Consider the following 21,425-nt stretch of genomic DNA (forward strand, 5'->3'; position numbering starts at 1 on the left):
GGGCTGCCCGCCAGACAACTAAGGAGATTCTTGTGGCAACTCAGAAATTCACCGGCGTTATCCCTCCCGTCGTTGTTCCCGATACCGAAGACCACCAGCTCGATGTTGCCTCCTTTGAGCGCAGCATCAACCGCATGATCGATGCCGGCGTCGATGGCTTGTTCTTCTTGGGCTCCTCGGGCGAGGTCGTCTTCTCCACCGACGAGCGTCGCCGTCAGATCATCGCCGAGGCCGTCCGTATCGTCGACCACCGCGTTCCCGTTCTGGTCGGCATCATCGACACCGAGACCGAGCGCATGATCGAGCACGGTAAGGTCGCTCAGGAGCTGGGCGCCGATGCGCTTGTCGCCACCTGCCCGTTCTATGCCCTGCAGGGCATGACTGAGGTCGAGGAGCACTTCCGCATCCTGCATGAGGAACTCGACCTGCCCATCTTCGCCTACGACATTCCCGTGTGTGTCCACACCAAGCTCCCTTGGAAGCTCCTTGCCAAGCTCGGTGCCGAGGGCGTTCTGGCCGGCGTCAAGGATTCCTCGGGTGATGACATCTCGTTCCGCTACCTCGTTCAGGAGAACGAGAAGAACGGCCATCCGATGAGCATTCTCACCGGTCACGAGGTTGTTGTCGACGGCGCCTACCTCGGTGGCGCCGACGGTTCCGTCCCGGGTCTCGCCAACGTTGAGCCCGAGGGCTACGTGCGTCAGTGGAAGGCCGCTCAGGCTGGTGACTGGGCTACCGTCAAGGCCGAGCAGGACCGCCTCAATGAGATTTCGCACATCTGGGATGTCACCTCGGGCGTCCAGGGCTATGCCGGTGGCGTCGGCGCCTTCAAGACCGCTATGAACCTCATGGGCATCTTCGACAGCCCGACCATGCCGCGCCCGGTGAAGGCCATGACCGGCGAGAACGTCGAGGCGATTAAGAAGGTCCTTCAGGACAACGGTCTCCTTTAAAGCTTTCCCGGGCACCCGATCTTGGGGCTCAAGCGGTCGAGCGTGACCCATTAGGTCAACGCCCGACCGCTTTCACCCCAACCTCGGGCACCCGGGAAACCTTTACCAAGCTGCGGCGATAACGCAGCCTTCATTTCCTGTAGTTGTTTTTTATCTCCTAAGGAGAGCGACATGGAGAACAAGTACGTCTGCTCTGTCGATATCGGCGGCACCAAGATTGCGACCGCCATTATGGAGTACCCGGCTGACGGTAGTGTGCCCCATCCCGTTTTTGAGGCCGAGGTTCCCACCGAGGCCCAAGAGGGCGGCGAGGCCGTCTTCCAGCGTATCGAGGCGTCCATCAAGGCTGCTCTCGAGGCGAATCCCGATGTCGAGGTCCTTGGCGTCGGTATCGGTGCCGCCGGCGTTGTCGATCCCAAGACGGGTGCCATTGCGTATGCCAACGAGATCATGCCCGGCTGGTCCGGCGTTCAGTTGGGGCCGCGTCTGCGCGAGGACCTCGGTCTTCCCGTTGCCGTTGTAGGCGACGTGCAGGCTCATGCTCTGGGCGAGGCCCACTGGGGCGTCGGCAAGGGCAAGTTCTCCGTCTTGTGTCTTGGCATCGGTACGGGCATCGGCGGCGCATATGTCGAGAACGGCCGCGTGATGCAGGGCTTCCATGGTGCTGCCGGTCATATGGGCCACATCGAGTGCTCGGCTGCCGCCGGCATTCCCTGCGCCTGCGGGCGTTCCGGCCATCTGGAGTCGGTTGCTTCGGGCACTTCCATTGGTCGTATGTACGATGAGCGCTTTGGTCGCGTCGACCCCAGCCGTCCTTCGGTCGGTCGCGATGTGAACGACCTGTGCCGTGCGGGCGACGCAAAGGCGACCGAGGTCATCCATGACGCCGGCTTTGCGCTGGGTGCCAGCTTGGGCTCTCTCGCTAACATCCTGGACCCTGAGGTCATCGTGCTTTCGGGTGGCGTGATTCATCAAGGTCCCGATTGGCGTTCGCAGACGTGGAAGGATTCGGTGCACGAGGGCTATGCCAGCCAGGCGCTCGATCCGCTTCAGGACACGCCGATCCTCATCGGTTCTCTGGAGGGCGATGCTCCGCTCATCGGTGCCGCCGAACACCTTCTTGCATCGTTGAAGTAAACATAACTACCAAGTGCGCCTTCTGAGGTGCCGCAGATTGACGTGAAAGAGGAGCGAAGCGTACTTCGGTACGTGAGCGACGGTTTGAACGTCAAGGTGCGGTGTCTCAGAAGGCTGTTTTTAGAAAGGTTGAGTCGAACATGACCGTCGATCCTTTGATTCAATCCCTGAAGGGCAAGCTCGTCGTGAGCGTTCAGGCGTATATGGGCGAGCCGCTTCGTACGCCCGAGACCATGGCTCAAATGTCTCGCGCTTGCGAGCTTGGCGGCGCCGCCGCCATTCGCTGCCAGGGCCTTGCCGACATTGCCGCCATTAAGGGTCGCTGTGAGGTTCCCGTCATCGGCCTGTGGAAGGATGGGCACGAGGGCGTTTATATCACGCCGACGCTGCGTCACGCTCGCGCCTGCGTTGCTGCCGGTGCCGATATCGTGGCGATCGACGCCACCGATCGTCCGCGCCCCGATGGCAAGACGGTCGAGGATACCTTCCGCCCGCTGCACGAGGAGGGTGTGCTCCTGATGGCGGATTGTGCCACCATCGAGGATATTCGCCGTGCTGTTGATATGGGCTTTGACCTGGTATCCACCACGCTTTCTCACGGCGTCGCCGCCATCGACTGCACCATGGCCGATGGCCCCGATCTGCCGCTCCTGCGTCAGGCGACCGAGGAATTCCCCGGCCTTCCCATCATTTGCGAGGGTCGCGTGCATACGCCCGAGGAGGCTCGCGCCGCGATCGATGCTGGCGCCTGGGCCGTTGTCGTCGGCACCGCCATCACGCACCCCACGAGTATTACGAGTTGGTTCAAGGCTGCGCTTGAGGCGTAAGACAGGCCTCGTATCCGCTCGGGGCGGTATACTCAATATAGGCAATTGACCGCGCGGGATCCGGGTTGCTGGGTCCCGCGCTTGTTTTCGGGAGGCAGCACATGCAAAAGGGAGATGCCATGGATGCGGCGGAGCGCTCGGAGCGCATCCCCGATATCGTCATCATCACCGGAATGTCCGGATCGGGCCGCACGCAGGCCATGCACGTGTTCGAGGACATGGGCTATTTTTGCATCGATAACCTGCCTCCGCGTCTCATCGCCCAGCTTGCCGAGCTCGTCGGCATCAATACGGGCGTGGGCAGGCATCTCGCCGTCACCTGCGATTTGCGTAGCCAGGGACTGTTTGACGAGTTGCTCGATGCGGTCGCCGCGCTCGAAGAGCGCGAGATGAGCTGCGACATCGTGTTCCTGGAGGCTTCTGACGAGGTGCTGATTCGTCGCTACAGCGAAAATCGCCGCCGTCATCCCATTGCCAAGCCGGGGGAGACTACGGCCGATGCCATTCAGCGCGAGCGCCTTCAGCTTCAGGGCGTGCGCGACCGAGCCGATATGATTATCGACACGAGCCGTCTGCGCACCTCTGCGCTGCGCAACAAGCTACGTATGGCATTTTCCGAGCTGTCCGACCAGCAGCTCATGGACGTCCACGTGTTCTCGTTTGGCTTTAAGCACGGCATGCCCGTCGAGGCGGACATTATGATCGACGTCCGCTTCCTGCCTAATCCGTTCTACGATCCCGAGATGCGCACGATGACCGGTCTCGATAAAAAGGTCTCCGATTTTGTTCTGGACCATCCCAAGACGCAGGAGTTTTGGAAGGCTTGGACACAGCTGCTCGATACGGTGATGCCGGGCTATATCGCGGAGGGTAAGCCGCAGCTTTCTATCGCCATCGGCTGCACGGGCGGCCAGCACCGCAGCGTTGCCATTGCCGAGGCCACGGCCCGTTACCTGGAAGGCGCTCAGTACCATGTGAGCATCTCCCACCGCGACCTGTCGCGCGCCAACACGAAGGCATAGGCCTGCATGTCGTTTACCGCTGAGGTGCGCGACGAGCTTGCGCGCTGCGAACCCGAATGTGAATACTGCGACTTGTCGACGCTTGCCGCCCTCACGCGCGTGAGCGGTACGCTCTCGCTTACCGGCTCTGGGCGGTATCGTTTGACGGTTGCGACTGAGACGGGAGCCGTCGCGCGCACGATGATCACGCTGACGCATCGTATCCTTAAGCTCAAAACGGAGTTCACCGTCCGTAAATCTGTATTGCATAAGGTTCGAAACTACCTCATCACCTTGCCTGATCAGCCCGATTTGGATAAGGCTCTGGTGCTGCTGGGCATTCTCGACCGTAGGGGAGGGCTCGTCGCAGGTGTGCCGCGTCACATTGTCGCCCGTCCATGCTGTAGACTTGCCTATATCCGCGGCGCGCTCATCGCGGGCGGCTTCGTGGCCGATCCACGCGGCGATTTTCATCTGGAGATCGCTGTGCAGGGCGAGCAATATGCCAAGGGACTTTGCGAGCTGTTGGAGCAGATTGGGGTCCATGCTCGTGTTAATGCACGGCGGGGGTCATATGCCGTGTACATTAAGAGCGCCGAGGAAATCGAGCATCTATTAAAGCTGATTGGTGCCAAGCGCAGCGTTGCCGAGATTGAGGAGGCGCGCGCGGTCAAGTTGGTTAAGAACGATGTGAACCGTCGCGTGAATGCCGAGCTCGCCAACCAGACCAGAAGCGCCGGTGCTGCCCAACATCAGCTTGCGCTTATCGATGAGCTCGAGCAGCGTGGCCTTCGCGATGCGCTTCCGGATGCCTTGGCGGTCTTTTGCGACCTGCGCGAGCGCTATCCTGATCTGTCGCTGCGTGATTTGGGGGAGATGGCTGACCCTCCCTTGTCGAAGTCAGCCCTCTACCATCGTGTTTTACGGCTTGAAAAGCTCATTGAAGCAAACAGGTAGTTTGAAGTAACGACTTATATATGGATTTAGCTGCTATTTTAGTCTTTAAAACGTTTTAACGTAAATTTGATTTTCAATTTCGAGCATTCTCGTGAAATTCAAGTCAAAAAAAAGGTATATTAGGCGAGTGGTTAGTTTGTGGGCCTCAACGGCGGGCGCTGTAGCTCGCGGGGGCCTTACGAAAGGAGACACAATGGCAGTAAAGGTTGCTATTAACGGCTTCGGTCGCATCGGTCGTCTGGCTTTCCGTCAGATGTTCGGTCATGAGGGCTCCGAGATCGTCGCTATCAACGACCTCACCTCTCCCGATATGCTCGCTTACCTGCTGAAGTACGACTCCACGCAGGGCAACTACGCTCGCGATCACGAGGTCGTTGCTGGCGAGGATTCCATCACCGTTGACGGCAAGGAGATCAAGATCTACAAGGAGGCCGACGCCAACAACCTGCCTTGGGGCGACCTTGACGTCGACGTCGTTCTCGAGTGCACCGGCTTCTACACCAGCAAGGCTAAGGCTCAGGCCCACATCAACGCTGGCGCCAAGAAGGTCGTCATCTCCGCTCCGGCCGGCAGCGATCTGCCCACCATCGTGTACAACGTCAACCATGAGACGCTGACCGCTGAGGACAACATCATCTCCGCTGCTTCCTGCACCACCAACTGCCTCGCCCCGATGGCCAAGGGTCTGAACGACTTCGCTCCCATCGTGTCCGGCATCATGACCACCATCCACGCCTTCACCGGCGACCAGATGCCGCTCGACGGCCCGCAGCGCAAGGGCAACTTCCGTCGCTCCCGCGCCTGCTCCGAGAACATCGTCCCGAACACCACGGGCGCTGCCAAGGCCATCGGCCTGGTTCTCCCCGAGCTCAACGGCAAGCTCATCGGTGCCGCCCAGCGCGTCCCGACGCCGACCGGCTCGCTGACCAACCTCTACGCCGTCGTTGACAAGAAGGTCACCGTCGACGAGGTCAACGCTGCCATGAAGGCCTACGCCGAGACCATCCCCGAGACCTTCGCCTACAACGAGGACCAGATCGTCTCCCGCGACATCGTCGGCGAGACCCACGGCTCCATCTTCGACGCCACTCAGACCATGTGCTCTGACCTCGGCAACGGCCAGACCCTCGTTCAGGTCACCTCTTGGTACGACAACGAGAACTCCTACACCTCTCAGATGGTCCGCACCATCAAGTACTTCGAGAAGTTCGTTGCTTAATTTAGCTTTTAGCGAATAGCTCGTTGAGCGTCTAAAGAAGGGCGCGGCCTTATAGGGCTTACACCCTAGGGTCGCGCCCTTTTTATAAGAAATCGTCTGCCGTAATGGGAGGCAGACACGTACGAAAGGTAGAAGCAAACATGGCCTTTACCAAGAAGACCGTCCGCGACATCGATGTCGACGGAAAGCGCGTTCTCGTCCGCGTTGACTTTAACGTGCCTATCAAGGATGGCGTCGTTGGCGACACCACCCGTATCAAGGCTGCCCTGCCCACCATCAACTACCTCGTTGAGCACAACGCTCGCGTCATCCTCATGAGCCATCTCGGCCGTCCCGAGGGCACCGGCTTCCAGCCCGAGCTGTCCCTCGAGCCCGTCGCCAAGAAGCTCGCTGAGCTCTCTGGTCTCGACGTTGCCTTTGTCGCCGACACCTACGGCGAGAAGGCTGCCGAGGCTGTCGCTGCCGTCGAGCCGGGCAAGGTTCTCGTTCTCGAGAACGTCCGCTTCGATAAGCGTGAGAAGAAGAACGATCCCGAGATCGCCAAGAAGCTCGCTTCCTATGGTGACGTCTTCGTTCTCGATGCCTTCGGCACCGCTCACCGCGCCCAGGGTTCCGTCGTGGGCCCCGCCGCTTATCTGCCCGCCGTCGCCGGCTTCCTTCTCGAGAAGGAGGTCGACACGCTGACCGGCATCTTCGCCGAGCCCGAGCGTCCCTTCGTCGCCATCGTCGGTGGTTCCAAGGTTTCCTCCAAGATCGGCGTTCTCGATCACCTCATCGACTCCGCTGACACCCTGATCATCGGTGGCGGCATGGCCTACACCTTCTTCCTGGCTCAGGGCCTGTCCGTTGGCCAGTCCCTCAAGGAAGAGGACTGGGTCGAGCGCGCCGGCGAGATGCTCAAGAAGGCCGAGGAGAAGGGTGTCAAGATCCTGCTCCCCATCGACAACCGTGTTGCCGATCACTTTGGCGAGGACGCTGTCCCCGAGGTTGTTGCTTCCGACGCTATCCCCGACGATCGTGAGGGTATGGACATCGGTCCCAAGACCGAGGAGCTCTATGCCGAGGCTGTCAAGGGCGCCAAGACCGTGTTCTGGAACGGCCCCATGGGCGTCTTCGAGTTTGACAACTTTGCTCACGGCACCCAGGCTATCGCCGAGGCTCTCGCCGAGGCTGACTGCACCTCGATCATCGGCGGTGGTGACTCTGTCGCAGCTGTCAACAAGTTCAACCTGGCCGACAAGATGAGCTGGATCTCCACCGGTGGTGGCGCTTCCATGGAGCTCGTCGAGGGTAAGGCCCTGCCCGGAGTGGAGGCGCTTCTCGATGCCTAATCGCACCCTTCTTATCGCTGGTAACTGGAAGATGAACAACGACGTCGCCGAGGCCGCCAAGCTCGCCGACGAGCTGGCTCAGGCTCTGCCCGAGGTTCCGGCTGGCGTCGAGGTGCTCGTCTGCCCTCCGACCATCGACATCACCACGGTTCATGACCGCATTCAGGCTGCCCCCATCGCCCTCGGTGCACAGAACGTGTACTGGGAGGCCAAGGGTGCCTTCACCGGTGAGTCTTCTTGCGACATGCTCAAGTCCGCTGGCTGCACCTACTGCATCATCGGTCACTCCGAGCGTCGCGACTACTTCCACGAGACCGACGAGGACCAGAACAAGAAGGCCAAGGCTCTCGTTGCCGCCGGTCTTGTTCCCGTCTTCTGCTGCGGCGAGTCCCTCGAGGTCCGCGAGGCTGGCACCTATGTCGAGCACGTCGTGAACCAGGTCAAGGCTGGCCTTGCTGGCCTTGAGATCACCTGCCCCAAGCAGGTCGTCGTCGCCTACGAGCCCATCTGGGCCATCGGCACCGGCAAGACCGCTACCGCCGAGGATGCTCAGGAGGTCTGCGGTGCTATCCGTGAGACCCTCAAAGAGATGTTCGGCGAGGAGCTCGCTAACGGCATCCGCGTGCTGTATGGCGGTTCCGCCAAGCCCGGCAACATCGCCGAGCTCGTCGCCAAGCCCGACGTTGACGGCGCCCTCGTGGGCGGCGCTTCGCTCAAGGCTGCCGACTTCGCCTCTATGGTCGTCAAGGCAGGCGAGTAGGACATATGGCACAACGTCATCTTCCTGCACTCCTGATTATCATGGATGGCTGCGGCCTTGCTCCGGCCGATGGCGAGAATGCCGTCGCCGCTGCCAAGACGCCCTTCCTTGATGGCCTGTACGAGAAGTACCCCCACACCACGCTCGGTGCTTCGGGCGAGGACGTGGGCCTTCCCGACGGCCAGATGGGCAACTCCGAGGTGGGTCACCTCAACATCGGTGCCGGCCGCATCGTGTTCCAGGAGCTTTCGCGCATCAACAACGCCATCAAGGACGGCTCCATCGCCAAGAACGAGGTTTTTGTCAAGGCTATGGACGACGTCAAGGCTGACGGTAAGACTCTCCACCTCATGGGCCTTATGAGCCCGGGCGGTGTTCATTCTCACATGAACCACGTCGAGGCTCTGGTCAAGATGGCTGCCGAGCACGGTGTCAAGACCGTTCGCGTCCACGCCTTCATGGATGGTCGCGACGTTGACCCGCAGTCCGGTGCCGGTTACATGAGTGAGTTCTGCGCCTTCCTGGCTAAGATCTCCGAGGAGACCGGTTGCGACGCTCGCGTTGCCACCGTCTCGGGCCGTTATTGGGCCATGGACCGCGATAATCGTTGGGAGCGCATCCAGCGCGCCTACGACGTCATGGTCAACGCGTCCGATGCCGATACCGACCCCGTTGCCGGTATCAAGGCCTACTACGAGAAGGATCCGCGCGGCGACGAGTTCGTCGAGCCCTTCGCTGCCCACAACGAGGGCATTCACGAGGGCGACGCGGCCATCTTCTTCAACTTCCGTCCCGACCGCGCTCGTCAGATGACCCGCGTGTTCACGGACAAGGAGTTCGACGGCTTTGAGCGCGAGCAGATCAAGCTTTCGCACTTTGTGACGATGACCGAGTACGATCCGACGTTTGACGTCGAGGTCGCCTTCCCCAAGACGTTCCCCGAGAACGTCCTGGCCGACGTTATCGCCGCCAATGGCCTGAAGCAGCTGCACACTGCCGAGACCGAGAAGTACGCCCACGTGACGTTCTTCCTCAACGGTGGCATCGAGGAGCCCAAGGAGGGCGAGGAGCGCGTGCTCGTCGCTTCCCCCAAGGTTGCTACCTACGATCTGCAGCCCGAGATGAGCGCTCCCGAGGTTACCGAGAAGCTCGTCGCCGCCATCAACGAGGATCGCGCTGATTTCTACATCGTGAACTTCGCGAACTGCGACATGGTTGGTCACACCGGTGTCTTCGACGCTGCCGTTAAGGCTGTCGAGGCTGTTGACGATGCCCTGTCCAAGGTTGTCCCGGCGATTCTCGCCAAGGGCGGCTTTGCGCTGATTACCGCCGACCACGGCAACGCCGATCACATGTTTGACGTTGCTTCCGACGGTTCCAAGCATCCGTTTACGGCTCACACCACCAACCGTGTGCCGTTCATCATCGTTGATGAGAAGGCACAGCTCACCGGTATCGAGGACGGCCGTCTTTCCGATATCGCTCCGACCATGCTCACCATGGCTGGTATTGAGCCTTCCGCCGAGATGACGGGCCGCGTGCTCGCCACCGAGGCCTAATAGAAAACAAATACCGTTTTCTAGTAAGGGGGTTGTCCACGACCGGACAACCCCCTTTTTAATATTTCTGCCATTTGGGGACGGGGTAGAAATGGTAGAAATACTTTTCCTCTAAAGCTTGACTTCCCGTTTGCCTGTGAGGGTTTGCCGCTGGCTAGTTTTCTTTCGTTGCCAACCTTGTATTAATGCCTATCTGGGTAGAGTTTGATGCAAACATGCTTGCGGATTGTGAGGTCCAGCAATGACAAGGCAGGCCAGAGTTAAGTCCCCCTATGGCTATTACCACGTGATGATGAGAGGCTGTGGCAAGCAGTATCTATTCGAAGAGGATTATCAGCGCAGGTTTTTCATGTCCGTAGCAGGCGAAGCATGCACGCAGTACAAGGCATCGTTATGTGCCTGGTGCCGCATGGACAACCACGTGCATATGCTGCTTTCTGATCACGAGGACCATATGTGGGAGATTATCCATTACATAGGAACCCTCTATGGTCAGTTTTTCAACAGGGTGACCGGACGCTGTGGCCCTGTATTTCAGGATCGCTATAAAAGTAAGCCAATCGAGTCTAACGACTATTTTATGCAAGCAATTCGCTATATTCACGATAATCCGATTGAGCTTGGTTGCCGTCCGGAATGCTACCAATGGAGCAGCTATCAAGCCTACCTTGGTGAAGGCGGCCATCTGGACCGAAGCATCCTATTTAGTCTAATCGGTGGACAGGGAAATTTTGAATCCTTTAGCAAATCGGGCCGCAAGGATACCTATGTATTGAATACGGGTCGTTCGATGACGGTATTTGAGCAGGAGCGCAAGGCTAGGGGAGTTCTGAACGGCATGGATCCCCATGATGTTATAGGGCTTCCCGGTCCATTTGAACGTGCCGAGGCTGTTCGAAGGCTGTATGAGGCCGGCTTTAGTGAGCGACAGATTGTCCGTCTTACGGGGCTTGGACGCTATGTCGTTCAAACTGCTGTCAAATCACTTTAATAGATGAAAATCAAGAGCTATTTCTGCCATTTCTACCCCGTCCCCGAGTGGCGGGTAGGGGAGAGCGGGGGTTGTGGTACAGTACTGGAGTTTGAATTGTTCTATTAAGGAGCTTATCTATGGGTCCGTTCCAGATTCTTCTGTTTGTCGTTTGGGCTGTTTCTGCCGTGGCGCTGACGATTCTCGTCCTGATGCATTCCGGTAAGGGTACCGGCGTTTCGGATATGATCGCTAGCTCGCTGTATAACTCCAGCTCTGCCACAGGCGTTATGGAGCAGAACCTCGACCGCCTGACCGTCATCATGGCTGTCGTGTTTGCCGTGTGCGTCGTGCTATGTATGTTCTTCTTCCCGCAGGGCATCGTGGGCTATTAATCACGAGCTGCATAAGTACTTGTAAAGGGTTCCGCAAGTGCGGGACCCTTTTTTGTTTACATATTTGTAACAGAGTCAAAAATATCACCACATACTTCGCCCAACTAAAGAAATTCTTGACCGTTGACCGGAATCAGGCCCAATTTGTGCATAAAATGCGCTACTGTATTGCAAAACGTTGGCCTGTTGTGCATAACCAGCCATAGCAACGGGCGGCGTTTTGATGGTTCGGATCGGATTGTCTCGACATGTGTCCGACTGAACATTTCTTTGTCCTATCTCATAAGGAGGATGGCATGGCTGATTCTATGTTCCACCAGCCCGTTATGGGTCGTCGCGCCTTTGTTGGCGGCACCCTCGCTGCGAGCTCCATGGCTTTTCTTGCCGCATGCGGCAAGAAGGGCGGCGACGCTTCCGGTTCTGAGTCCGGTTCGACGCTGAACTTCTACATCAACAACCCGGTCTGCATCGACCCCTACAATGTCCAGGAGGACCAGGGCACTCAGGTCGAGTACCAGCTCTTTGACGCTCTGACCTCTTATGACGCCGAGAAGGGCGAGATCGTTCCGCTGGCTTGCGAGTCCTTCGAGGCCAACGACGACGCCACCGAGTTCACCTTCAAGATCAAGAAGGCCAAGTTCCACAACGGTGACGACGTCACTTCCAAGTCCTTCAAGCTCGGTTGGGAGCGTCTGGTCAACACCAAGTCGGCCATCGCTACCGAGTACGGCCCTTCTGAGGTCTCCTATCACCTTTCCATGGTCGAGGGCTATGACGACCTGCTTGCCGGTAACGCCACCGAGCTCAGCGGTGTTACTTGCCCCGACGATGAGACCCTCGTCGTCAAGCTGTCTTCCGCTTACGCCGACTTCCCCTTCGTCGCCTCTCACCCGGCTCTGTCCCCGGTTCCCGAGTGCGCCGAGTCCGATGCCAAGAGCTTCTATCTTGCACCGGTCGGTAACGGCCCGTTCATGATGGACGGCAAGTGGGAGGATGGTCAGGAGATCAACCTCAAGAAGTTCGACGATTACTATGGCGACAAGGCCAAGATCGATGGCATCCACTTCCAGGTCATCAAGGACATGGAGACCGCTTACAAAGAGTTCCAGGCCGGTAACCTCGATGTCTGCGACGTTCCCGTTGCTCAGATCGATGCCGCCAAGAAGGATCGCGGCGTGTCCAAGGACGGCTACACCATGGGCGACGGCGAGCGCATGCTGCTCGGCGCCGAGCCTTCCACCTACTATCTGACCTGCAACAACACGGCCGAGCCGTTCAACAACGCCGACCTGCGCAGGGGTATCTCCCTGGCCATCAACCGTGAGGCCATCTGCAAGACCATCTTCAAGGGTACCCGTACCCCCGCCGACGGCATTGTTCCTCCGGGCATCGATGGCTACAAGGAGGGCGCATGGGAGTTCTGCGCCTACGACGTCGACAAGGCTAACGAGTACCTCGACAAGGTTGCTCCCGCTGGCGCTGACGGCGATCGTGGCATTAACGTGACTCTGTCCTACAACCAGGACGGTGGCCACAAGGAGATCATGGAGTCTATCATCGGCGACCTCGCCAAGGTTGGCGTTACCGCTGTCTCCGATACCCCCGAGTGGTCTGCCCTGCTCGAGCAGTATCAGAACTTTAACTATCAGTTCGGTCGTCTGGGTTGGATTGCCGACTACCCGATTATGGACAACTTCCTGTATCCGCTGTTCCACTCCGACTCCCTCGGTGGCGACAACCGCTCCGGTTACAACAACCCCGAGTTCGACGCCAAGGTCGACGAGGCTCGCACTACTGTTGACGACGAAGAGCGCGTCGCTAAGATGCAGGAGGCTGACGCTATGGTCGCTGCCGACTGCCCGGTCATCCCGGTGATGTTCTACACGCACACCATCGTCGGCTCCGATCGCATCAAGCACCTCTATGTCGATCCGCAGAAGCATGCCGAGCTGGGTACCGCTGAGCTCGCCTAAGAGTTTGCAGCTTCCGTGAGGGTCAAGTATTTACGTAGACCTCATGGGAAACATACAGTTCTCCCTAACCTGGGGTAAACTGGCTGATGGTAATTTTGGGATGCCGGTCTGGCGATCGGCATCCCATTTAGGTTAATCCCTAGATAGGGGAGTGGTATGGGTAAGTACATCGTTAAACGTGTGCTTCAGTTCATCCCGGTGTTTTTGGGCGTTACGCTGATTTTGTTCGCCCTCCAGAATATCGTGCCGGGAGATCCGATCAAGCTGATCGGTGGAGACAAGGCTCTGTCCCCCGAGGTGGAGCTTCAGCTTCGCGTTCGCTATCACCTGGTCCAGTCGGACGAGGACGGCAACGCGATCCTTGACGAGAACGGCGACCCCGTTCAAACGTCGCTCGTGGACCGTTACTTGTATTACATGAACGGCCTGCTTCATGGCGATCTGGGCAATTCGTATCAGCGCAAGCTGCCGGTTACGGAAATCTTTGCCCAGAAGTATCCGTATACGGTCAAACTTGCCGCGTGCGCCATCGTGCTCGAGGCAATCATGGGTATCGGTGCGGGTATCATTTCGGCGGTAAAGCGTTATTCCTTCTGGGATATTTTGGTAACGCTCACCACGTCGATCCTCGTTGCCGTCCCGGCCTTCTGGCTCGGTATGTTGCTGCAACTGTTCTTTGGCGTCATTCTCAAGGACGCCACGGGCGGTGCATTCTCCATGCCGATCTCGGGTGCCGGCGGTGCCAGCTCTCAGTATCAGGATTGGATGCACTATGTGCTTCCGACCATTACGCTGGCTTCGGTTTCGACCGCTTATGCTGCCCGCATAATGCGCTCGCAGCTGCTTGACGTCATGAACCAGGATTACATCCGTACGGCAAAAGCCAAGGGTCTCTCCAATCGCGCGATCATCATCAAGCATGCGCTTAAGAATGCACTCATCCCCGTCGTTACCTATATTGGTGTCGACTTTGGCGGCATGCTTTCGGGCGCCATCCTGACCGAGACGGTCTTTAACTGGCCCGGTATCGGCTATGAGGTCTATCGCGCCATTAGCATGCGTGACTGGCCCATCGTTATGGGCGGCGTTACGCTCATCGTCGTCGTCGTCATGGTGATCAACCTGCTCGTCGACATTAGCTATGCATTCCTCGACCCGCGCATCCGCCTTGGCGGTCCGTCGGATAAGGCCTAAGGGAGGTACGTCTCATGCAGGAAACTGATTCTCAGTCTCAGGAGCAGGCTACCGCCACCAAGGCCGCATCTGCTCCCGCCAAGTCCCGCACGCTGTGGGGCGACGCTTTTAAGCGTCTTCGTAAGAACAAGCTCGCCGTTATCGGTGTCTGCTGGATCATCATCGTCGTTGTGGTTGCCCTGACCGCAGATCTGTGGGCTAAGCCCTGGCTCGGTTCGCCGACGGCTTCCGACTCGACCACCATGGCCCAGACGTCGCTGATGGCTCCGTGTGCAGAGCACCCGTTTGGCACCGACGCCCTTGGTCGTGACATTCTCGTTCGCGTTATCTACGGTGCACGTGTTTCGCTTTCCGTCGGTATTATGGCCACTGCGATCTCCACGGTGATTGGTCTGGTCATGGGTGCTCTGGCCGGTTTCTACGGCGGCATCTGGGATACGATCATCATGCGCTGTGCGGATATTTTCCTAGCGTTCCCGTACGTGCTTTTCGTTGTCGCCATGATCGCCGTTATCGGACGTGGTCTTCAGAACGTCTTTTTTGCCATCGGCATTCTCGGCTGGCCTTCGATTGCGCGCGTCTTCCGCTCTGCAATCTTGACGGTCAAGGAAAACGACTATGTTGACGCTGCGCGCGCGATGGGTGCATCTGATGCTCGTATCGTTGTGCGTCACATCTTCCCGAACTCCGTCGCCTCCATCGTGGTCTACGCGACCATGAACATTGGTGGCGCCATTCTGACCGAGTCCGCTCTGTCCTTCCTCGGCATGGGCGTTATTCCGCCTACGCCTTCGTGGGGCTCCATGATTCAGGACGGTCAGCAGTATCTTCTGACTGCTCCCTGGATGATGATCATGCCCGGTCTGGCAATTCTTTCGACGGTGCTCGCCTTCACCCTGCTGGGTGACGGTCTGCGCGACGCCCTCGACGTCAAGATGAAGGACGCATAAGGATGAAGAAGAACAAGAACTATGTGGACCTGAAGGACCAGCCGGTTCCCGAGGGCCAGCATCTGCTCGAGGTCGATGACCTTAAGATGTATTTCCATACCGAGGACGGCGTCGTTCGCGCTGTCGACGGTGTCTCCTACACGCTCGATCGCGGCGAGACCCTGGGCGTCGTCGGTGAGTCCGGCTCCGGTAAGTCCGTGACCGCCATGACCATCATGGGTCTTATCTCGATGCCTCCGGGAAAGATCGAGGGCGGCGACGTTCGCTATCGCGGTCGTTCTATCCTCGAGATGACCGAGGAAGAGATGCAGCACATTCGCGGTAACGATATCGCGATGATCTTCCAGGATCCTATGACCTCCTTGAACCCGGTCTATAAGATCGGCAAGCAGGTGGGCGAGGGCCTTCGTCTGCACCGCGGCTACTCCAAGCAGGAGGCACTCAAGCGTGCCACCGAGCTTTTGGACCTCGTTGGCATTCCCGAGCCCGAGAAGCGCGTCAATGAGTATCCCCACCAGTTCTCTGGCGGTATGCGTCAGCGCGTCATGATTGCCATGGCTCTTGCCTGCGATCCCGATATTCTGATTGCCGACGAGCCCACGACTGCCTTGGACGTTACCATCCAGGCTCAGATTATTGAGCTTATGCAGGAAATGCAGGAGAAGAACGGCAACGCCATCATCATGATCACCCATGACCTGGGCGTTGTCGCTGATATGGCCGACAAGATCATGGTTATGTACGCCGGCCGTCCCGTCGAGTTCGGTACTGCTGAGGAAATCTTCTACGAGAGCCGCCACCCCTACACCTGGGGCCTTATCCGCTCCATCCCGGAGCAGGCCATCGATGAGAAGAAGCCGCTTACGCCGATTCATGGCAACCCGCCTTCGCTCATGAACCTGCCCGAGGGCTGCGTGTTCTCGCCTCGTTGCCCCTATGCGACCGATAAGTGCCGCAAGCAGCGCCCCGAGCGCGTTGTCACCGAGTCTGGTCACTACTCTGCGTGCCACTACTCCGGTGACCCCGAGTTCCTCAAGAACGCTCCTGAGACGTCCCGTACGCGCAAGGATTCCAAGAAGGGAGGCGAGGCGTAATGGCAGATACCAACGAGCGTACTCCGCTGCTGAAGGTCGAGCACCTCTCTAAGGAGTTTCCCGCTGAGTCCGGCATGTTCGCCAAGCGCTTCTCCAAGCGTGTCGTCTCTGCTGTGAACGACATTTCGTTCGAGATCTATCCTGGCGAGACCTTTGGTCTGGTCGGCGAGTCCGGTTGCGGTAAGTCCACCACGGGCCGTACCATCATGCGCCTCACCAAGCCGACGGCCGGCAAAGTGTTCTTCCAGGGCAAAGACGTTGCCGAGATGAGCAAGCACGAGATCAAGGATATGCGTCGCGAGATGCAGTTCATCTTCCAGGATCCTTATGCTTCGCTCAATCCTCGTATGACTATCGGTGAGATCGTCTCCGAGCCCATGACCATTCACGGCGTGGGCACCAAGGAGGAGCGCATTGAGCGTGTCCGCGAGCTTCTCGACGTTGTCGGACTGAACCCCGAGCACATTAACCGCTATCCTCATGAGTTCTCCGGCGGTCAGCGTCAGCGTGTCGGCATTGCCCGTGCATTTGCGCTGAAGCCCAAGCTGATTATCTGCGACGAGCCGGTTTCCGCTCTGGATGTGTCCATTCAGGCCCAGGTTCTGAACCTGCTCAAGGAACTCCAGGACAAGTTCGGTACTGCATATTTGTTTATCGCCCACGACCTGTCTGTCGTGCAGCATATCTCCGATCGCGTTGCCGTTATGTATCTGGGCAAGATGGTCGAGGTTTCGGACTGGAAGACGCTCTACAGTGAGCCTCACCATCCGTACACGCAGTCGCTGCTGTCTGCTGTGCCGGTGCCCGATCCTGATATCCAGAAGACGCGCAAGCGCATCATCCTCGCTGGCGATCCGCCGTCACCGCTGGATCCGCCGACCGGTTGCCGTTTTCACACTCGCTGCCCGATCGCGCAGGGCATCTGCTCTGAGAAGCTTCCCGAGTTTAAGGAAGTCGCACCGGGTCACTGCTGCGCCTGCCACTTCGCGGAGCCGTTCCCGATCAAGGAATCGCACATCGACCTGTAGTCGGTTGTTATTGTCCGGGCCCGCCCTGAAGTTACTTTTCAGAACGTCCTCGGACATGCAAGAAACCCCCGCTGCGCACTTCGTGCGGCGGGGGTTTCTTGCGTCCTGCGGAGTGTTCTGAAAAAGTAACTTCAGGGCGGGCCCTGCGGTAACTCGGCATGGGGAGTGCGATTCCTTGATCGCTTACTTAATCTGATGAGAAATTGAGTGAGGCCGGAGCTTTGGCTCCGGCCTCCTTATATAAGGGCTCGGCAAAGTCGAGCCACCAAATTTACATCAGCCCCCAGAACATGTTTGAGAACTGTGCCTGAAGTATGTATTTGCAGGCCCCGAATCGGTGTTGCCTCCCGGCGCATTCCGCAGGGGGAGCGATATTTTGCAGCACGAAGTGCGCAACAAAATATCGCTCATGCCCGAGGACGCGCCGGGAGGCAACACCGATTCGGGGCCGAACATATAGATCTACCAGCGAATTTACAAATTCGTAAACTTTTTTGAAAAAAGTGCTTGCACAGTTCTCGAATCATAGGTTATTATCTTCCTCGTTGAACGCGCGGGTCCGACAAAACGAACCGTGAATCAACAACATAGCATGTCGGAGTGGCGGAATTGGCAGACGCGCTAGCTTGAGGTGCTAGTGACCGCTTTTTGGTCATGCGGGTTCAAGTCCCGCCTCCGACACCATCGCATTTGAGAAGCCTCTTCGGAGGCTTTTTTGTTACCGATAGACGGTGGGGTCCACGATGGAAACGCTTGAACGCAACGAGTGGGCAGACGTTGCCCAACTAGTCGAGATCACGAGCGATGCTGTCATCATCTGCGAGCTCGACGGAACCATTCTGCATGTGAATAATCGCTTACTTGGTTTGATGTGCGAGGAACGCGCCGACGTCATCGGTGGAGATGTTAAAGACGTCCTGTACTCGTCCGCTTTTGAACGTGCGACGGAACATCGTCTGCCATTTGAAACTGATGGCTCCGAGAACGAACTGATGCTCAAGTTGAGTGACGGCTCCTTTATCCCCGTCTTGGTTCGTGCGGGCTCCGTAACGCCTCCACGCATCTTTGGGCGCCGCGCGCCACGTGTCCTGGTGGCGCTCCATAGCATCGAAGAACAGTATTCGCACGACCGTCAGCTCAAGCGTGCTCTTTCGGAGCTTAGAGTGGCGAACAAGCGCCTCTCTGGCACGCTCTCGGTCATTATGAGTACCGTGGGCTCCGATGAGCTGCCCAGCCTACTTGATACCGTTTTGAACCAGCTTGTAGGAACGCTCGATGCTTCGGGTGCCGCTATCTATTTTTCTGAGAGCGGCGGTTTTAAACTTCGCGGTGTTTCCAAGGAGCTGTACGACAGCTACCTGCCTGAGTTTTTGCCGTATGGCGCTGGCATTCCGACGTATGTTCTTCGTGAGTCGCGTGCCTGTCGCTTGTCGATTCAACAGGACCTTGAGGGTGATAAGGCCGCCTCCGGTATGTTTATGGACTTGGACAATCGTTCTAAGCACCTGTTGCGCATGCAGGATATGCCTCCGTACCGCAGCGAGATCTGTCTTCCCGTTTTTTACGGTACGCAGATTCTTGGCGTGCTGGAAGTTGGTTGGAAACGCCCTCAAGCACCGCTCGCCTATGACGTTAATGTACTCGAGGTCATTTGCGATTACCTGTCTATCCAGCTGGTCGGCATGGCATCGAGCCTTCGCTCCCGTCGCACGGCCGAGCTTGGCCGCTCGCTCAATGTCTTGCGTGATGAGTTGTTTACCTTTCTAGACGATTCCGCCGCGGCTACCCAGGCGGTATCGTCCGAGATCTGCAATATGCTTAACTGCCATTTTTGCCCTGTTGAGTATGACGCCAGTCTGGATTCCTACGTCATAGATTTTGAAGGCGGCAGTCGCGTTGCTTTGCCGGACGATCCCGAGAAGCTTTTCTTTTCCACGACGGCGCCAGCGGCACGTCTGGGGGCTGGACCTGATGGCTTTGAGGCATCTGTTTTGGGAGGTACGAGTGCCGAGGACCTTAAACACGTCCGTATAACTCGCGTTGACGAATCGATGCCTATGGGAGGTTGGCTTAGGGCGCATGGTCTGCCTTGTCAAGGTCTCTACGTCGACTCCGGCATCGAGGCGGGGCGCCCGCGCTCTGAGGGTGATGGCAAGCACAGTAACGACGCGATTGTTCCTGCTTCTGTTGCGAAGAGCCCGACGACGCGCGCACTGCTGCTTCGTGATGGCAGCCAAGAGCCGATTGATGATCTTGAATATGACTACCTGGTGCACTTGGCGCATGACTTTGAACTGATCTACGAAGGCGAATCTCAAAAGCGCGAGGAGCGCCATATTGCTCAGACCCTTCAGATTGGCATGAGAAATTCCCTGGGGGATGTTCCGGGTATCGCAACCGATTCGGTGTACCTGTCGGCCACGAACTCGGCGTTGGTCGGCGGCGATTTCTATACGCTCATCCGTCTTCCCGACGACTGCGCCGTCATGATTCTGGGCGATGTGTCTGGCAAAGGCATTGAGGCTGCATCGATGTCTGCGCTCGTCAAGACGGCCCTGACGGCATATGCCTGGGAGGGCGCTGGACCGGCCCGCATGGCACGCTCCCTTAACAGCATGCTCATGGGCTTCTCGAGGGTCGAGACGTTCGTGACGGCCTTTATCGCCAAGATTGACCTTAAAGCCGGACGCGCAACGTATTGTTCGGCGGGCCATCCTCCGACCATGGTCATTAGGCCAGAGTCGATGCCGCTGGGTGGCGGCGAGGCCCGTGGAGGAGAGGTCGAGCTGCTTGGATGCCAATCGGGCGTAATCGGTGCCTTTGAGAGCATGGTGTACGAGACAGGCGTGTTTACGTTCGCTCCTGGCGACATGCTCTTCATGTATACGGACGGAACGATTGAGGCCCGCGACCGCACCGGAGCGTTCTTTGGCGAGCAGCGCCTTCGTGACCTTCTGCTCTCTGTCTCGGGTGAGGGCGTATCGGGAATCTGCGGCAAGGTCTTGGGCGAGCTTGACCGATTTACCGAATCGGCGCTGGACGATGACATTGCATTGGTGTCCCTTGAGTTTTTACGGGGCCGGTCCTAAACAGCGACGCTGGGCGCGTCGAATCCGCACGGTTGCGGAAACGCATGCATCGAACAAGCTCTTTTGGGGAACCATGGTCGTATGAATGAGTGGAATGACATAGCGGTTTTGACGCCACCAGGCGATATCGACATCGCCACGGTGCCTGCGCTGCGTCGGCGGTTGGATGCTTTGATTGGCCGCGGCGTGCGTCGTGTCGTCATCAACTGTCAGGCTGTTAGCTTTATCGATTCGACGGGCTTGGCATTCCTGCTTACGCGCGCTCGTGAGCTCATGAGGCGAGAAGGCCTGCTTTCGCTCGTCAATGCATCAGGTGAAGTTGTTCGCTTTTTGGAGATTGCTCGTCTTGTCGATATCCTTCATGTCGCGGGGCCGGCACGGGAGTCTATTCCCGCCATTCCGGTGGGGGAGCTGCCTCGCTGGAGTAAGAGCGTCGAGGTCCGTCAGGGTATCGAGAATCTTCCATACTACCGACATCGCATCGCCGAACTCCTTGAATCGCTCCCGTTGCGCCGTGACGAGCGCTACGATGTCGCATTGGCGTCGGGGGAGGCGCTGGGTAATGCCTATGACCATGCGGGCGGTATCGGGTGCGTCCTGACGGTTCAGGCCTATGGCGATCGCGTTGTGGTTGAGGTGCTTGATCGAGGTGCCGGCTATTCTATCGATGAAACGAGCGAACCGGTCGCATCCGAGGAACGCGGCCGTGGCATCAAGCTTATGCGTATGCTCGTCGATAACGTGGAGGTTGCTCGTCGTACGGACGGCGCCGGCACGCGCGTGCAGATGGTGAAGCTGTTTAGCGGAGCACTGGAATCGTGTGCCTAGCCAATCGCTTTAGCGCGTTTAGCTACTAAGAACATGCGGCAGACGAGTTTTTTGAAAAAAGTACTTGCGTCTTTTGGACAACTCGCGTAAATTAATAATCCGCAAGCGGACATGGCTCAGTTGGTAGAGCACAACCTTGCCAAGGTTGGGGTCGCGGGTT

Annotated in this window: 18 protein-coding genes and 1 tRNA gene; all 19 read left to right on the plus strand. The window is 58.1% G+C overall.

Going from position 1 to position 21,425, the window contains the following annotated elements:
• Positions 1-32 precede the first annotated feature (32 nt).
• On the plus strand, positions 33-953 hold the full coding sequence (locus tag KTF55_RS09370) for a dihydrodipicolinate synthase family protein (RefSeq protein WP_035138887.1): 921 nt from the start codon (positions 33-35) through the stop codon (positions 951-953).
• Between the two features lie 171 nt (positions 954-1,124).
• Positions 1,125-2,090 carry an ROK family protein gene (locus tag KTF55_RS09375; RefSeq protein WP_022094876.1) on the plus strand — a complete coding sequence of 322 codons (966 nt, stop codon included), beginning with the start codon at positions 1,125-1,127 and terminating at the stop codon, positions 2,088-2,090.
• Positions 2,091-2,230: 140 nt separating this feature from the next.
• The gene (locus tag KTF55_RS09380) at positions 2,231-2,917 is read left to right on the plus strand and encodes an N-acetylmannosamine-6-phosphate 2-epimerase (protein WP_022094877.1); all 687 of its coding nucleotides are present in this window, start codon (positions 2,231-2,233) and stop codon (positions 2,915-2,917) included.
• Between the two features lie 101 nt (positions 2,918-3,018).
• On the plus strand, positions 3,019-3,939 hold the full coding sequence (gene rapZ, locus KTF55_RS09385; protein WP_022094878.1) for an RNase adapter RapZ: 921 nt from the start codon (positions 3,019-3,021) through the stop codon (positions 3,937-3,939).
• A 6-nt stretch (positions 3,940-3,945) separates the two neighbouring features.
• Positions 3,946-4,875 (plus strand): DNA-binding protein WhiA, encoded by a 930-nt coding sequence (gene whiA / locus KTF55_RS09390; RefSeq protein WP_217108458.1) that lies wholly within the window; start codon positions 3,946-3,948, stop codon positions 4,873-4,875.
• 193 nt (positions 4,876-5,068) lie between these two features.
• On the plus strand, positions 5,069-6,094 hold the full coding sequence (gene gap, locus KTF55_RS09395; protein WP_055286941.1) for a type I glyceraldehyde-3-phosphate dehydrogenase: 1,026 nt from the start codon (positions 5,069-5,071) through the stop codon (positions 6,092-6,094).
• Positions 6,095-6,234: 140 nt separating this feature from the next.
• The gene (gene pgk, locus KTF55_RS09400) at positions 6,235-7,425 is read left to right on the plus strand and encodes a phosphoglycerate kinase (protein ID WP_035138885.1); all 1,191 of its coding nucleotides are present in this window, start codon (positions 6,235-6,237) and stop codon (positions 7,423-7,425) included.
• Positions 7,418-8,185, plus strand: a complete 768-nt coding sequence (tpiA, locus tag KTF55_RS09405) for a triose-phosphate isomerase (RefSeq protein ID WP_022094882.1) — start codon at positions 7,418-7,420, stop codon at positions 8,183-8,185. The genes pgk and tpiA overlap by 8 nt, the downstream gene beginning before the upstream one ends.
• A gap of 5 nt (positions 8,186-8,190) precedes the next feature.
• Positions 8,191-9,744, plus strand: a complete 1,554-nt coding sequence (gpmI, locus tag KTF55_RS09410) for a 2,3-bisphosphoglycerate-independent phosphoglycerate mutase (RefSeq protein WP_217108459.1) — start codon at positions 8,191-8,193, stop codon at positions 9,742-9,744.
• 241 nt (positions 9,745-9,985) lie between these two features.
• A complete protein-coding gene (locus KTF55_RS09415; RefSeq protein ID WP_217108460.1) occupies positions 9,986-10,735 on the plus strand; it encodes a transposase in 750 nt (249 codons plus the stop codon).
• Positions 10,736-10,854: 119 nt separating this feature from the next.
• The gene (gene secG / locus KTF55_RS09420) at positions 10,855-11,109 is read left to right on the plus strand and encodes a preprotein translocase subunit SecG (protein ID WP_006236144.1); all 255 of its coding nucleotides are present in this window, start codon (positions 10,855-10,857) and stop codon (positions 11,107-11,109) included.
• Positions 11,110-11,405: 296 nt separating this feature from the next.
• A complete protein-coding gene (locus tag KTF55_RS09425; protein WP_226790587.1) occupies positions 11,406-13,082 on the plus strand; it encodes an ABC transporter substrate-binding protein in 1,677 nt (558 codons plus the stop codon).
• A 156-nt stretch (positions 13,083-13,238) separates the two neighbouring features.
• Complete coding sequence (locus KTF55_RS09430) at positions 13,239-14,276, plus strand: ABC transporter permease (protein ID WP_195520694.1); 1,038 nt, start codon at positions 13,239-13,241, stop codon at positions 14,274-14,276.
• Positions 14,277-14,290: 14 nt separating this feature from the next.
• Positions 14,291-15,226: an ABC transporter permease gene (locus tag KTF55_RS09435; RefSeq protein ID WP_152067641.1), complete on the plus strand. Its 936-nt coding sequence runs from the start codon at positions 14,291-14,293 to the stop codon at positions 15,224-15,226.
• 2 nt (positions 15,227-15,228) lie between these two features.
• A complete protein-coding gene (locus KTF55_RS09440; RefSeq protein WP_117564867.1) occupies positions 15,229-16,320 on the plus strand; it encodes an ABC transporter ATP-binding protein in 1,092 nt (363 codons plus the stop codon).
• A complete protein-coding gene (locus KTF55_RS09445; RefSeq protein ID WP_022094888.1) occupies positions 16,320-17,348 on the plus strand; it encodes an ABC transporter ATP-binding protein in 1,029 nt (342 codons plus the stop codon). Before KTF55_RS09440 ends, KTF55_RS09445 begins: the two co-directional genes overlap by 1 nt.
• A 594-nt stretch (positions 17,349-17,942) precedes the next feature.
• Positions 17,943-18,032 (plus strand) — tRNA-Leu (locus KTF55_RS09450).
• Between the two features lie 59 nt (positions 18,033-18,091).
• Positions 18,092-20,437, plus strand: a complete 2,346-nt coding sequence (locus tag KTF55_RS09455) for a GAF domain-containing SpoIIE family protein phosphatase (protein WP_217108462.1) — start codon at positions 18,092-18,094, stop codon at positions 20,435-20,437.
• An 81-nt stretch (positions 20,438-20,518) separates the two neighbouring features.
• Positions 20,519-21,265, plus strand: a complete 747-nt coding sequence (locus KTF55_RS09460; RefSeq protein WP_055286928.1) for an anti-sigma factor antagonist — start codon at positions 20,519-20,521, stop codon at positions 21,263-21,265.
• Positions 21,266-21,425 lie beyond the last annotated feature (160 nt).

This window comes from Collinsella sp. MSK.8.10, assembly GCF_019041915.1.
Lineage (GTDB): Bacteria > Actinomycetota > Coriobacteriia > Coriobacteriales > Coriobacteriaceae > Collinsella.